The sequence below is a fragment of the Lysinibacillus sp. NPDC094403 genome, from assembly GCF_050278745.1.
Lineage (GTDB): Bacteria > Bacillota > Bacilli > Bacillales_A > Planococcaceae > Lysinibacillus.
In genome coordinates this window covers 547,222-561,438 of sequence record NZ_JBNNTL010000001.1, presented here as the reverse complement: position 1 = coordinate 561,438, position 14,217 = coordinate 547,222, and the positions used below count along the sequence as shown (strand labels likewise).

Genomic DNA, 14,217 nt, shown 5'->3' with positions numbered 1-14,217 from the left:
TTATTCTCTCCCCTTTAAAATTGTTTCGACAATAGCCATCCGTGTATATACTCCATTTCGAACTTGTTCGAAAATTCGAGAACGCTCGCATTCTACTAGCTCTGAAGCAATTTCTACATCACGATTGACCGGTGCTGGATGCATAATAATTGCCTTTTCCTTCATTTGTTTCTCACGTTCAATTGTTAAACCGTACTCTTGATGATAGCTCTCTTTTGAGAAGCTTTTATTAACCTTATGACGCTCATGCTGCACACGAAGTAACATAATAACATCACTTATTTCGATTAAGTCATCCCATGAATGGTGTGCTTCGAAATTGCCTGCCCATTCTTCTGGACAAAGGAAATGAACATTTGCCCCCAATCGCTGTAACGCTAATGCATTCGATTTCGCCACACGGCTATGAGATATATCTCCTGCGATTGTCACATTCAATCCTTTAAAAGAACCAAACTCTTTTTTTATCGTATAAAGATCCAGTAATGATTGTGATGGATGTTGACCAGCACCGTCACCTGCGTTAATGATTGCCACATCGATGCCTTCAAGTAGTTCGTTGTAATACTCATCTTCTTTTGCTCGGATGACTACTGCATCCATACCAATCATTTCTAACGTCTTTACCGTATCGTACAGTGTTTCCCCTTTAGTCACGCTCGAAAAACTAGCATCAAACGGGATAACCGTACAGCCGACTTTGCGCTCTGCCATATCAAAACTCGTTTTCGTACGTGTACTCGGTTCAAAAAATAAGTTTGCTACGTTGTATTCTCTAGATAACAATGATGCTTCACCATTTTCAAAAGCTTGCGCACGATCTAGAATGTGGTTAATTTCTTCAGTTGTTAAATGTTCCATCGATAATAAGTTCTTCATCATATGCCTCCATTAGATTGTGTTTCATGAACGTCTATGTATAAACGTTCCGTATTCAGTAAGCTGAATATAGTAAAAGCCCCGCTGATGTCATCAACGAGGCATAAGGAGGCGTGACAAACTACAGCAGGATACAGTCCTACTTCTAGTTTGACTACAACTTCCCTTTTTTTGCCTCTCTGGACAATTCATTAAAAGGTACTTCTATGAATTTTTATTTTGATTGTATGGTACTGGTATTTCTGCTTCTTTTTTACCTGGAAGGATAGCATTTAAAAGAACACCGATAATCGCTGCTAATGCCATACCTTCGATACTTAGTGATTCTGAAATGACGAACTTCGCACCACCGATACCAATTACTAAAATAACTGAGGCAATGACCAAGTTACGACTATTACCAAAGTCGATATGATTATCAACTAACATTCGTAATCCACTTGCTGCAATTATACCGAAGAGTAAAATCGAAACTCCACCAAGTACTGCTGTTGGAATCGTTGCAATAACTGCCATTGCTTTCCCGAAGAATGAAAGTAAAATTGCTACGACTGCTGCTCCTGCGATAACGTATACGCTGTATACACGAGTGATAGCAAGAACTCCGATATTTTCACCGTAAGTTGTTTTCGGTGGACCACCGATTAATGCACTGATAAATGTTCCAATTCCATCCCCTAAAAGTGAACGGTGTAAGCCCGGCTCTTTAATGTAGTCTCGATCAACAACTTTACCTAATACTAATTGGTGACCAATATGCTCTGAAATAGTTACGATAACGATTGGCACCATTGTTAGGAGTATCTTTGTTGTGATTTCAAAGTCATAGTGAACACCTGGGATTAAGAAGTTTGGTAGTGCAAAGAAATCTGCTTTGGCAATTGGTGAATAATCAACAATGCCGATAATCATTGAGTAAACATATCCTACGATTAAGCCAATTAAGATCGGCATTGTACTTAAAATGCCTTTAAAGGCAATCGTGAAAATAATGGCTGTAAATAATGTTACTAACGCTGCTGAGAAGTGTAAAAAGCTATATTTACCATCTACATTCATCGCCATATTGACTGCTGTACCTGATAACCCAAGTCCAATTACCATAATTACTGGGCCCACCACAATCGGTGGCAAAATTTTCATGATCCATTTATAGCCGCTTTTCCAGATGACCAGGGATACGATACCATATGTAATCCCGACTGCCATAGCACCAATCATTGCATGACCCGGATTTACACTTAAACCATCTTTATTTAAACCTCCCGCCGCAAGTAAAATCGGCGCAATAAAGGCAAATGATGATCCTAAATATGCGGGCACTTGAAATTTCGTAATTAATAAGAAGAACAGTGTAGCAATCCCACTTGTTAATAGGGCAATCGCTGGACTAAGACCTACCAACTGAGGAACTAAGATCGTTGACCCAAACATGGCAAACATGTGTTGGAAACTTAATGTCACTAGTTGGATTGGGGTCGGTTTATCCTTGATATCTAATACTGCATTTGACATAGTGTTTCCTCACTTTATAGTTAATCTTCTTTATAAATATTGACGCAATCTTCTCCGTCTACTTCTTGTAAATTTACGACAATACGTTCAGTTCCAGATGTTGGAACATTTTTACCAACATAATCTGCGCGTATTGGAAGCTCTCTGTGACCTCTGTCGATAAGGACAGCCAGTTGAATTTGTGCAGGTCGTCCTAAATCCATCACTGCATCTAGTGCTGCTCGTACTGTACGCCCAGTATATAATACATCATCAACTAGAATTATCTTTTGATTACCTACAACGTAATCAATATCAACTTGCTCAACATGCGCCTGCTCGTTTTCATGCTTTGTTGATAGATCATCTCGATAAAGTGTAATATCAAGCTCCCCAGTACGAATTGGTTTACCTTCAATTTTTTCAATTCTTTCTGCAAGGCGTTTTGCGAGAAAAGCACCTCGTGTTTTAATACCCACTAAAATACATTCATCGATTCCTTTATTGCGTTCAATAATTTCGTGTGCAATGCGTGTTAACGCTCTCGCCATAGATGGCCCATCTAATAATTCATTTTTTGCCATGTAAGTTTCCTCCTCTCTTCTATCTATTGTTGGCCATGTGTCCATAAAAAAACCTCTCGAGGCGAATAGCCTGAGAGGGTTAAAATACGTGTTCAAATAGTATGTCGAAAAATTTGCAGCACAAATTTTCACAACACATTCACATGTACCTTCTCAGCCTCTCTGGACTGCCATTAAAGGTGAATATTTAGTTAAGTTGTTCATTCACTGTCGTTAGTATAGACCTTCTTTTTCTATACGTCAATGCCTATTTCTTAAATCAAGTAATAATTGTTCATAATCAGCAGGAATTGTTGCTTCAAACTCCAAATATTCACCTGAAGTAGGATGATCGAAGCCTAATACACCCGCGTGTAATACTTGTCCACCAAAGTCTATTGTCTTCTTTGGTCCATATTTTGGATCACCAACAAGTGGGAAGTCAATATAATTCATATGGACACGGATTTGATGAGTTCGTCCTGTTTCTAAACGACATTCTACTAGAGTATAGTCACCAAAGCGTTCGATAACTTGGAAGTGGGTTACTGCATGCTTACCGTTGTCGACAACTGCTTGTTTTTGACGATCTTTTTGATCTCGTCCAATAGGTGCATCAATTGTTCCTTTATCATGTGCAATATGCCCGTGAACTAGCGCAGTATATTTACGTGTCACTGTTTTATTTACTAGCTGATTCACTAACGATTCATGAGCTGCATCATTTTTAGCAACCATCAATAATCCTGATGTATCCTTATCAATACGATGCACAATTCCCGGACGCATAACGCCATTGATCCCCGATAGATCCTTACAATGATACATTAAACCATTAACGAGAGTACCCGTCATATGTCCCGGCGCTGGATGTACAACCATGCCCTTTGGTTTATTCACAACAAGAACATCTGCATCTTCATAAACAATATCAAGGTCTAAGTTTTCAGCAATGACATCTAAAGGCTCAGCTTCGGGTACATCTATTTCTACAATATCCCCCGCTTTTACCTTATACTTCGCCTTTACAGTCTCTCCATTAACTTTGACAATGCCCTCAGTAATCCAATTACCAATTTGTGTACGCGACCATTCTGATTGCACACTTGAAAGAGCCTTATCAATGCGCTCTCCCTTTTGTTGTTCTTCCATTGTATATGATACTTGCGTCATTATTTCACCTGTTTCTTTTCTTTTTTATCTTCAACGATTAAGCCAATCATTAATATCACTACCGCAATTGTTAAAGCAGCATCCGCAATATTGAAGATTGGGAAATCATAATTAATTACTGGAATTAAGACATGTACAAAATCGACCACTTCACCTCTAAATATACGGTCAATAAAATTACCTACAGCTCCGCCTAATAAAAGCATTAAGCCTACTTGAAAAATAGGTTTACCCTTCGCCTCTTTATGATAAAAGTATAGGATAGCACAAATAACGCCTATCGTGACAATGCTAAATAACCACATTTGTCCTTCTAACATTCCCCATGCGGCTCCTCTATTTCGATGAGACAATATCCCAAACCACGGATCCCATACTGAAATTCTTTCACCAAACTCCATATTTTTCACAATTAGCCATTTTGTCCATTGATCTAAAATAATCACGAATGCGGCCAATCCATAATATTTATACACAGACACTCCTCCGTTCGCTCAACATCTAACCTATTCTACCATAACAGCCCATCTCAGAATAACTAATATAGCATGAAAATATTGATCAATACTTTATGTGGGGTTGATTTTTGCTCCTATTGGCGCTTTCTTGTGGGCGTTCGCTGAGCTATCCGTCATTTTCGACTTTGTATCCGTCGTTTCGGCTCTTCTTTCCGTCGCCCTTGGCTTTCTTTCCGTCGCTTTGACTCTTTTTTCCGTCGCTCTGGGTTTCTTCCGTCGCTTCGGCTATTCTTTCCGTCGCTTTGGCTCTTCTTTCCGTCGCTTTGGCTCTTCTTTCCGTCGCTTTGACTCTTCTTTCCGTCGCTCTGGGTTTCTTCCGTCGCTCTCGGCTTTCTTTCCGTTGCTTTGGCTCTTCTTTCCGTCACTCTGGGTTTCTTCCGTCGCTTTGACTCTTCTTTCCGTCGCTCTGGGTTTCTTCCTCGCTCTGGGTTTCTTCCTCGCTCTCGGCTTTCTTTCCGTCGCTTTGGCTCTTCTTTCCGTCGCTCTGGGTTTCTTCCGTCGCTCTGGCTCTTCTTTCCGTCACTCCGGGTTTCTTCCGTCGCTCTTGGCTTTCTTTCCGTCACTCTGGGTTTCTTCCGTCGCTTTCGCCTTTCTATCCTTCACTTCGACTCCTCTTCCCGTCGCTCTTACTCTTCTAGTCGTCACTTTCGTTCCCTCAAAAAAAAGCTATTACCATCACTTCATAAGTAATGGCAATAGCTTTTCAAATTTAAGGTTATACCGATGCAAAAGTTATTAGACTGTTTCTGACTCTTTTGAATGCACACGCTTCATGAAATCATTAACATCAGCTGGTACTTTTCTATCTAATAATGACACAATAACAACTGATAAGAAGCCCACTGGTACTGTTACTATGCCAGGAATTTTAAATTGTAAGAAGCTTGGTAGTGTTCCTGGCAGAAAAATCATCCACATAGATACACCAAGACCAATGAGTAAACCTGCGATCGCTCCTTTTTCTGTCATCCCTCTCCACCAAATACCTAAAATAAATATTGGTGTAAAGGTACTTGCCGCAACAGTAAAGGCTAGTGCCACTAAATGTCCAATGGATGCGTCCTTAACTAATAAGCCCAATGCTCCATATAAAATACCTAATAAAACAATTGCTACTTTTCCTGCAATAACGCGTTGTTTTTCTGTAATATCCTTTTTCATAATGCTTGCATATAAATCGTGAGCTAATGCACCTGAGCTTGTAATAAATAACCCTGATAAATTTGAGAATATGGCCGCAAATGCACCTGCTATGACTAGCCCAAGAAGCCATTTGCCTCCAAGTGCAAGTGCTGTTGTAGGAATAACCATATTGTTTCCGCCAAGTACTAAATCGCGCATTACTTCCTCACTTGCTGTACCCGAGATAAAAATAGAACGACCTACAACACCTAAAAATACAGCTAATAAGAAAAACGTACTTGCAATTCCAATCGCCATTAATGCAGATTTACGAGCCGCCTTCGCACTCGGATTCGTATAAAACCTTAGTAATATATGCGGCAGACCAATTGTACCTAATGCTAAACCTATTGTCATACTGATAGTTTGCCAAAATGTAGGGAAATAAAAGCCCGTCCCTGTCCAAGCAGCACCATCAAAATTAATATCCTTTCCATCTAGTGCATATGGTGAGGTTCCTGCAATCGGGCCGCTGAATGAATTAATAGCAGCTAAAATCTTATCGTAATGCAAACCACCATAAATTGCTGTAATCAACATAACAATAAACGCACCAAGGCGAATCCAAAGCTCTAAAGCTTGGTTGATTGTTGTTCCTTTCATACCGCCTATTCCTACATAAAAAATCATTACTATACAAGTAAAGATGATGCCGAATTCATATGAAGTCCCAAAAAACATACTTAAAATTTGTGCCGCTCCTAATAATTGTGGCGCTGCATAAAAACCAGAAATCGCTAAAACAACAGCTACCGCTACTAGCCGAGCTCGTCTACTATGAAAACGATAGGCTAAAAAATCGGCAACAGTAAATGCGCCAAAACGTCGTAATGGACCAGCTACAAAAATAGCTAACAACGTTAATCCAATGGAGAAGCAAAATGCATAATAAGCACCATCATACCCTAATTGAAAAGTTAAACCGGCTATCCCAAGAAATGTAGCTGCACTTAAATAGTCTCCCCCAATTGCCGAACCATTTGTAAACCACCCAAAACTTCGTCCCCCAACAAAGAAATCGGATGCAGTTGCATTTCTTTTCGTTAAATACGTAATGTATACAATTGTTCCCATTAAAAAAATAGTCATTAACATCTTCGGTTCTAATAGAGCTTTCATCATTCAACATATCCCCCCTTAGCTATTAAATATTTCGTATTTCTTTAAGCGTTTTTCGTACAATGCTGTATGCACATACGCAATAATAAAGGCCATTACCATCATAACGACTGTTGTCACAAACCATGTAACTGTCATACCACCCCAAATTTTCTTAAAAGCAAGCTCTGGAGCGAACCAGTTCATAACTGGAATACTAAAAATTAAAATGAAATAAAATACCGTTAAGCTAAAACCTGTAGTAAACTCATCTTTCATAATTTTGTTAGTAGTTGCATCGAGTGGTGGAAGATCCTTTACATCTATAGTTCCTGCTTCCACGTATTCATAATCTTTACTCCCTACTTCTGCCATATTCCAACTCCCCCTTTCTATATAAGTAAATAATTATCTGAAATTTCAAATTATTATTCACTACAATTATTCTATTCTATTTAATCTATAAAATAGTTACAAATTATTGCTGTATTAGTACAAAAAAATGCTATTTTAAGTTAAAATGTTTTTATTGTTTTTATTTACAAGAGAAGGGAGCTGTTAGCATTATAAATATTGTTTGGTACATTGAAAATTCGAATGAGAAACAACAAATGGACTACTGGCTAGAAGAATTTCTACCTAATACCTTTATTAACTGTGAAGAACCCAAAACAGAAATTTCCACCATCATTTTCTATGAAATTAACCGTTTATTTGACTGGGTAAAGATAAATCGGTTAAAAAGAAATTATCCTAATAGTATAATTATCCCTATTGTTGCAGAACACCTTACCTACTCAACTGGTATAGCAATTGAACTAAGTTTGCCCGCACTTCTTATAAAACCATTACAGAAAGCAAAATTTCTACGAATTGTTAAAAAGCTTTATACTTTCTACAAAGAAAAACAGGCGAGTACTCTTACCATGCTTGAGTTATCACAGCAAATTTCGCAAGGCCATACTTCACCTTTCCGAGAAGCATTTTTAAAACGTCTTATACGAGGAGAGGTTGAAAGTGAGCAGGAAATAATCCAGTCATCCTCTTTTTTATCGAGGCATTGTATCCCAAATATCGTGTTTTTAATCCAGGGCTATATAGATGTGAATGAAGGTCGACCTATCCCTCATGATGCAAGTAGTGTTATAACGAATGTGTTTCACCAAAACTTTGCTAGTAAAGCACCACTATCATTTTTACATTTTGAACGTTACTTACTGTTGCTTATGCGCATTCCTAATGAATACACATCATTTAAGAATTGGTCTGAGGGGATAGCTTGTTTACATGAGGTTATTGAAGTTCTAAAAAAAGATCATTGCATCCATCTTTTTATGGGGATTGGTGGAGTTTTTCAGGACGCCATGCAAGTCAAGGAATCCTATAGCCAAGCTCGAAAGGCACGGAGGAAACCGCCCGTCCATAATCTTCATATACGATTTTATGAAGATTTAACAAAACAAGAACAACTCCAAAAGGCTATCCAATATATCGAAGAGCACTATGATGAACAACTTACGATCAGTGCTGTTGCCAAATATATCAACTTTAGCTCTACACATTTTAGTAGATTGTTTAAAAAAGAGTCTGGTCGGAATTTTGTTGATTATGTAGCCATTACACGTATCATCAAGACACTGCCGTATTTACGAAAATACGATTACACCATTGAAAAAATCTCCTCCATCTGTGGTTTCAACACACCTAATTATTTCAGCCTTACATTTAAGAAATATGTCGGTATATCACCAACTGACTACCGCAATACGCAAGAAATATTATTTAAATAGTTCATAACACGTAAATGAAGCATTCAAATTTTTGAAAAAGTCACTCCATAACAAAAAAGAATCTGCTAGAAACCTCAATGACAAAGTAAACAACGCAAGCCCCCCATTATTTAAGGAGACTTGCGTTATTAATTACATAGAATGCAGATTCTTATTTTTAGTTTAAAAAATTGTTTGAATAGTTTAAACGTAATACTTTTCTACAACTTCTGCACAACGCGCGCACACTGTTGGTTGTGTTTCATTTGAACCGACCGTTTCAGAAATAGACCAGCAACGCTCACATTTTTCACCTGTTGCCTTCTCTACAACAATTGATGCATGTTCTAGAGCTAATGCATCTGCAGGAGCAGCTTCTATTGATGCTACTTCAAAGGCAGAAACGATTGAAAGTTGTGCAAAATCAATGCTTGCATCATTTAATAATGCTGCCACATCTTCTTTCGCATAAACTGTCACTTTCGCTTCCAGAGATTTACCGATTGTTTTTGCATTACGAGCTTCTTCTAATGCTTTTAAAATATCATCACGAACATCAATAATTTTCACCCATTCTGCACGTAGACTTTCGAAGTTATCATGTTCATTTACCTCTGGGAAGTCTGTTAATTGTACAGATACCTCTTCTACAACACCTTGAGCATGTAAGTAAGACCACATCTCGTCACTTGTATGAGGAATAATAGGTGACATCACTTTTACTAATGTCATTAATGTGTCATAAATAACTGTTTGCATCGCACGACGATCTTTGTTGTCATGGCCTTCGATGTACACAACATCTTTAGCAATATCTAAATAGAATGAAGATAATTCTACTGCAACAAAGTTATTCACCGCATGATAAACAGCTGCGAAATCATAGCGATCATATGCAGCACGTACAGTTTTTAAAACATCTTGTAGGCGCATATACACGTACTGATCCATTTCACGAAGATCCTCATATGCTACTCGATCTTTCGTTACATCGAAATCAGCTACATTTCCGTGTAAGAAACGGAATGTGTTACGGATTTTTCGATAAACCTCAGAAACTTGCTTCAACATATCCATTGAGATACGAACGTCGGCTGTATAATCCACAGAAGCAACCCATAAACGAAGAATATCTGCTCCGTATTGATCCATAACCTTTTTCGGGATAATAACATTTCCTAAAGATTTACTCATCTTACGACCTTCACCATCTAAAACAAAACCATGTGTTAATAGTCCCTTATATGGTGCATAGCCATTAATAGCTACAGAAGTAATTAATGATGAGTTAAACCATCCACGGTGTTGGTCAGAGCCCTCTAAATATAGATCAGCTGGATATTTCATACCACGTTCTACTAGCACACCTTGGTGAGAAGAGCCTGAGTCAAACCAAACGTCCATAATATCGTTTTCTTTTGTAAATTCGCCGTTCGGGCTACCAGGGTGTGTGAAGCCTTCAGGTAATAATTCTTTAGCTGTTTTTTGGAACCAAATATTTGATCCATGTTCACGGAATAAAGCTGAGATATGGGCAATTGTTTCTGGTGTAATAATTGGCTCACCATTTTCAGCATAGAAAATTGGAATTGGCACACCCCATGCACGCTGACGTGAAATTACCCAGTCACCACGGTCACGAATCATATTATAAAGACGAGTTTCACCCCAAGCAGGTGTAAATGCTGTTGATTTTACAGCCTCTAGTAACTCATCACGGAATGCATCAACAGACGCAAACCATTGTGGTGTTGCACGATAAATAACTGGTTTTTTCGTACGCCAGTCATGTGGATATGAGTGTGTAAAGAAGTTAAGCTTTTCTAAAGCACCTACTTCTTTTAATTTTTCAGTGACCATTTTGTTTGCATCATTGTAGAATACACCTTCAAAACCAGGTGCTTCATCTGTATAGCAGCCGCTATTATCAACAGGGCTAAGAATTGGTAGACCATATTGTTTACTAATATGATAGTCATCTTCCCCGTGTCCTGGTGCTGTATGAACACAGCCAGTACCCGCTTCAGCAGTTACGTGCTCTCCAATCATTACAAGAGATTCACGGTCATAGAATGGATGCTGTGCAACAATTCGATCTAATGCTTCACCTTTAACTTCTTGAACAACTTCATACGCTTCCCATTCAAGTTCGTTAGCAACTGTTTCTAATAACTCTTTTGCAATGATGAATTTTTTATCTGCAACTGCCACAACAACATAGATAAATTCAGGGTTTACTGAAATCCCTAAGTTCGCTGGAATCGTCCAAGGTGTTGTTGTCCAAATGATCATTTTAGCGTCTGCTGGGACAACACCTTTAGCATCTTTAAGCGCAAAGCTTACATAAATAGAAGCAGATTTAACATCTTTATATTCAATCTCAGCTTCTGCAAGTGCAGATTCAGATGATGGAGACCAGTAAACTGGTTTTAAACCTTTATAAATATAGCCTTTTTCAGCCATCTTACCGAATACTTCAATTTGACGTGCTTCAAATTCAGGCTTCAATGTAATATATGGATTTTCCCAATCACCACGAACACCTAAACGGCGGAATTGTGTACGTTGGTTGTCGATTTGCTCGTAAGCATACTCTTCACATAATTTACGGAATTCAGCAACAGACATTTCTTTGCGCTTTACACCTTTGTTCGTAAGTGCTTGCTCAATTGGTAAACCATGTGTATCCCAGCCTGGAATATAGTTTACATGGTAGCCAGTCATAGAACGATGACGCGTAATCATATCTTTCAGTACTTTATTTAAAGCATGTCCGATATGGATATCACCATTCGCATATGGAGGTCCATCATGTAACACATATTCAGGGCGCCCTTTAGTACGTTCCATCTGTAATTTATTGATGTCCATTCCATCCCATTTTTCTTGCATCTTCGGTTCATTTGCCGGCAAGTTTCCACGCATTGGGAAATCTGTTTTTGGCATTAATAAAGTATCTTTGTACTCAACCATTTTTCAATTCCTCCTTTATGTTTACAAACAAAGAACAAATGCACTTAAGCGCACATTCACATACGACAGTTGCTAGACTCATCATTATAACGTGAGGTTAATTTCCGTTCCGGCTGAGCGCTTTCCTGGGGGGGCGTCCAGCCTTCACTCCAATCAACTTATATACATGGCGTACTTTTTGTGAAATGCCTTCTCTAAGTCCTAGTTATTGGCAAAATCAACACATTTCAACAACGAAAGTATAAGTTCAAACATAGTATACATCCATTCTCCACCAAGAGAAATGGAAGCATTCCGTCATTTGAACATAAAAAAGCCTCTCAATCCCTCAAAGGGACGAGAAGCTTATACTCGCGGTACCACCCTAATTGTAGTACAAAATTGTACTACCACTTAAAGCACGTTAACGTCGTGCATCACGAAATAACTTACTTGATTCAGTTATTTAGCTCCGAAGTGATGTTCATTGTTATTTGCTTGTTTGGGCTCACACTATCCCCAAATCGCTTTAACTACGCCTAACAAATACTGTCTTCGTCTCTGCCTGTTTGCATATTTGTTCAAATTAATTACTATTTCAATAGTATATGAAAATCAAACAATCACGTCAAGTTTCACTTATTGCGTTCAAATATCTAATAACAACGATTAAACTTGATCGGCTTCCTGCGCTTCTTCAACAGATGTTTGAATTTCAGTAAGGTCAATATCATATTGTAGCAAATGGTCCCAATCGTCTGCATTTAATAAATCCAGCTGTGCCTCTACAAGCATTTTAAAACGATTACGGAATACCTTCGATTGCTTTTTCAGCTCATCAATTTCAATTGTCACTTTTCGAGCCTTCGTTAAAGCCTCATTGATAATACGATCAGCATTTTTTTCTGCTTCCTTTACAATGAGTTTAGCTTCTTTTTGAGAATTTCTTCTTACTTCATCAGCTGCTTCTTGCGCGACTACAATTGATTTTTGTAATGTTTCCTCTAAAGTGTTAAAATGTCTCGCTTGTTCTAAGGACATTTCTAATTGTCTGTCTACTTCCTTTTTTTCACGTAGCAAAATTTCATAGTCTTTAATAATTTGATCTAAAAATTCGTTTACTTCATCTTCAGCATAACCTCTGAAGGATTTAGTAAACTCCTTATTATGTATATCAATAGGTGATAATGGCATACGATCCTTCTCTCCTTTACATGTACATTCGTACTTTCTATTATACAATTGTTCCAACAACTTAGCAGTAAAAATTAACGAAATTCACTTGATTTTCAGCTTTTTTGGGTCAAACGACCGATTTGCAAACGAATTTTATCTTTTTTTGTACGGCCTTCAGTCATCATAATTTTTATTCGACCACTTCCGCGTACAGATAAAATATCTCCTTCTTGTAATTCAAAAGCAACTGTATCCCGTTCAGTCCAATTAACACGTACCTTTTTACCTGTAATTAATGCTTGTGCCTTCTGACGGGAAGTTTTTAAAATAGTGGAGATAATAACATCTAAACGCATAGAAGAAACCGTATGAGACTCTTCTAGCCACTCTTCCTCGTTTTGTAGCAATGGCTCCGTCTCTTTAATCGATTCTACATGTACCTTTACTTTGCCGATGCCTGTTAAATGTAAGCGTACATATTCCGCTACCTCATTCGCTACTACAAATTGTACTAGATGTTCATTTACACGAATATCACCGAATTTGCCACGGTTCAGTCCTAATGATAATAAAGCTCCAAGAACATCTGGATGCCGTAGTTGTACAAATTTCACAGGATATTGAATCGTAAATACTGTAAGCTGAAAATCTTCCTCCATAGGCTCATAATATGTAGGATAAATCAGCAAACGTTCTCTTTCTGCATCATCAAAAAGCCCAGCACTAGCTGTTTTCAATGTATCATACTGTCCAATGATCGATGCAACAATAAAGCGTTGTCGAGGATCTAGAAAATCAGTAAGCTTTGGAGCATATCGATCCTCTACCTCATGCTGCCAGCTTACAACCTGTTCGATAAAAGGCTGTTCATCTTTTCTAAAATGCTGTATTAAATGCTCCATATAACTCCACCTCTATTATCTCTCTTTTACTAGTTCAATTTCATTGGTATTTTAAGGATTTATAAAAAAAGGCTCTTAACCATAACGTGGTGTTGATTTCCGTTCCGGTTTGGCGCTTTTATCGCTGCCGCTTCGCTTTCGCTACCAAAACATTTGCTGAAAGAAGTTAAATTTAGTATTCCCCATAAATAAAAAATCCCCACCATTCGTGAGGATTTCTTTTAAGCCAACATATCGTATATTTTTAAAATAACAATAAAAAGACCTTTTTGAATATAATTAAGGAGAAATATTGCTACGATAGGTGAAATATCAATCATACCAATTGGCGGAATAAATTTTCTAAAAATAGAAAGATAAGGTTCGCACACTTTTGCTAATAAACGTCCTATTGATGAGTTTTGGACGGCTGGCACCCAAGACATTAAAACATATGCGACTAACATTAGTGAATAGGCATAAAATGCTATTGACACATACTTCAAGATTAAATAAAAAGTCATATAAACTA

The 14,217-nt window shown here is 38.0% G+C and carries 13 protein-coding genes and 1 other annotated feature; of the genes, 2 read left to right on the top strand and 11 right to left on the bottom strand.

Annotation, left to right across the window (positions count from 1 at the left end; translation table 11 throughout):
• From ACQKMV_RS02505 to lspA, 5 genes are all read right to left on the bottom strand, one after another.
• Entirely contained in the window at positions 1-879 is an 879-nt protein-coding gene (locus ACQKMV_RS02505) for an aspartate carbamoyltransferase catalytic subunit (protein WP_427502230.1), read from the bottom strand.
• Positions 880-1,083: 204 nt separating this feature from the next.
• Positions 1,084-2,394, bottom strand: a complete 1,311-nt coding sequence (locus tag ACQKMV_RS02500) for a solute carrier family 23 protein (RefSeq protein WP_427502229.1) — start codon at positions 2,392-2,394, stop codon at positions 1,084-1,086.
• Between the two features lie 20 nt (positions 2,395-2,414).
• Positions 2,415-2,957, bottom strand: a complete 543-nt coding sequence (pyrR, locus tag ACQKMV_RS02495; RefSeq protein WP_427423718.1) for a bifunctional pyr operon transcriptional regulator/uracil phosphoribosyltransferase PyrR — start codon at positions 2,955-2,957, stop codon at positions 2,415-2,417.
• Positions 2,958-3,197: 240 nt separating this feature from the next.
• Positions 3,198-4,109, bottom strand: coding sequence for an RluA family pseudouridine synthase (locus ACQKMV_RS02490; protein ID WP_427502228.1), 912 nt, complete (start codon positions 4,107-4,109; stop codon positions 3,198-3,200).
• The gene (lspA, locus tag ACQKMV_RS02485) at positions 4,109-4,585 is read right to left on the bottom strand and encodes a signal peptidase II (RefSeq protein WP_427423716.1); all 477 of its coding nucleotides are present in this window, start codon (positions 4,583-4,585) and stop codon (positions 4,109-4,111) included. The genes ACQKMV_RS02490 and lspA overlap by 1 nt, the downstream gene beginning before the upstream one ends.
• A gap of 103 nt (positions 4,586-4,688) precedes the next feature.
• Here lspA and ACQKMV_RS02480 point away from each other — a divergent pair, with 103 nt between their 5' ends.
• Complete coding sequence (locus ACQKMV_RS02480; protein WP_427502227.1) at positions 4,689-5,366, top strand: hypothetical protein; 678 nt, start codon at positions 4,689-4,691, stop codon at positions 5,364-5,366.
• On the opposite strand, the gene ACQKMV_RS02475 is transcribed toward ACQKMV_RS02480, so the two are convergent.
• Positions 5,363-6,931, bottom strand: coding sequence for a cation acetate symporter (locus ACQKMV_RS02475; RefSeq protein ID WP_427502226.1), 1,569 nt, complete (start codon positions 6,929-6,931; stop codon positions 5,363-5,365). The two genes, ACQKMV_RS02480 and ACQKMV_RS02475, sit on opposite strands and share 4 nt — an antisense overlap.
• Before the next feature lie 15 nt (positions 6,932-6,946).
• Positions 6,947-7,282, bottom strand: coding sequence for a hypothetical protein (locus ACQKMV_RS02470; RefSeq protein ID WP_427423711.1), 336 nt, complete (start codon positions 7,280-7,282; stop codon positions 6,947-6,949).
• Between the two features lie 236 nt (positions 7,283-7,518).
• On the opposite strand from ACQKMV_RS02470, the gene ACQKMV_RS02465 reads away from it, so the two are divergent.
• Positions 7,519-8,697, top strand: a complete 1,179-nt coding sequence (locus ACQKMV_RS02465; protein ID WP_427502225.1) for a helix-turn-helix domain-containing protein — start codon at positions 7,519-7,521, stop codon at positions 8,695-8,697.
• 183 nt (positions 8,698-8,880) lie between these two features.
• On the opposite strand, the gene ileS is transcribed toward ACQKMV_RS02465, so the two are convergent.
• From ileS to ACQKMV_RS02445, 4 genes are all read right to left on the bottom strand, one after another.
• The gene (gene ileS / locus ACQKMV_RS02460) at positions 8,881-11,649 is read right to left on the bottom strand and encodes an isoleucine--tRNA ligase (protein WP_427502224.1); all 2,769 of its coding nucleotides are present in this window, start codon (positions 11,647-11,649) and stop codon (positions 8,881-8,883) included.
• 329 nt (positions 11,650-11,978) lie between these two features.
• Positions 11,979-12,199: a binding site (T-box leader), on the bottom strand.
• A 98-nt stretch (positions 12,200-12,297) separates the two neighbouring features.
• Positions 12,298-12,822, bottom strand: a complete 525-nt coding sequence (locus ACQKMV_RS02455; protein WP_427502223.1) for a DivIVA domain-containing protein — start codon at positions 12,820-12,822, stop codon at positions 12,298-12,300.
• Between the two features lie 95 nt (positions 12,823-12,917).
• A complete protein-coding gene (locus ACQKMV_RS02450) occupies positions 12,918-13,706 on the bottom strand; it encodes an RNA-binding protein (RefSeq protein WP_427502222.1) in 789 nt (262 codons plus the stop codon).
• A gap of 221 nt (positions 13,707-13,927) precedes the next feature.
• On the bottom strand, positions 13,928-14,209 hold the full coding sequence (locus tag ACQKMV_RS02445) for a YggT family protein (RefSeq protein ID WP_427502221.1): 282 nt from the start codon (positions 14,207-14,209) through the stop codon (positions 13,928-13,930).
• Positions 14,210-14,217: the final 8 nt, after the last annotated feature.

What these genes read in the sequence shown, in the direction of transcription:
- ACQKMV_RS02505 (WP_427502230.1), bottom strand. Translation starts at nt 879, where the DNA reads ATGAAGAACTTATTATCGATGGAACATTTAACAACTGAAGAAATTAAC.
- ACQKMV_RS02500 (WP_427502229.1), bottom strand. Translation starts at nt 2,394, where the DNA reads ATGTCAAATGCAGTATTAGATATCAAGGATAAACCGACCCCAATCCAA.
- pyrR (WP_427423718.1), bottom strand. Translation starts at nt 2,957, where the DNA reads ATGGCAAAAAATGAATTATTAGATGGGCCATCTATGGCGAGAGCGTTA.
- ACQKMV_RS02490 (WP_427502228.1), bottom strand. Translation starts at nt 4,109, where the DNA reads ATGACGCAAGTATCATATACAATGGAAGAACAACAAAAGGGAGAGCGC.
- ACQKMV_RS02475 (WP_427502226.1), bottom strand. Translation starts at nt 6,931, where the DNA reads ATGATGAAAGCTCTATTAGAACCGAAGATGTTAATGACTATTTTTTTA.
- ACQKMV_RS02470 (WP_427423711.1), bottom strand. Translation starts at nt 7,282, where the DNA reads ATGGCAGAAGTAGGGAGTAAAGATTATGAATACGTGGAAGCAGGAACT.
- ACQKMV_RS02465 (WP_427502225.1), top strand. Translation starts at nt 7,519, where the DNA reads ATGGACTACTGGCTAGAAGAATTTCTACCTAATACCTTTATTAACTGT.
- ileS (WP_427502224.1), bottom strand. Translation starts at nt 11,649, where the DNA reads ATGGTTGAGTACAAAGATACTTTATTAATGCCAAAAACAGATTTCCCA.
- ACQKMV_RS02455 (WP_427502223.1), bottom strand. Translation starts at nt 12,822, where the DNA reads ATGCCATTATCACCTATTGATATACATAATAAGGAGTTTACTAAATCC.
- ACQKMV_RS02450 (WP_427502222.1), bottom strand. Translation starts at nt 13,706, where the DNA reads ATGGAGCATTTAATACAGCATTTTAGAAAAGATGAACAGCCTTTTATC.
- ACQKMV_RS02445 (WP_427502221.1), bottom strand. Translation starts at nt 14,209, where the DNA reads ATGACTTTTTATTTAATCTTGAAGTATGTGTCAATAGCATTTTATGCC.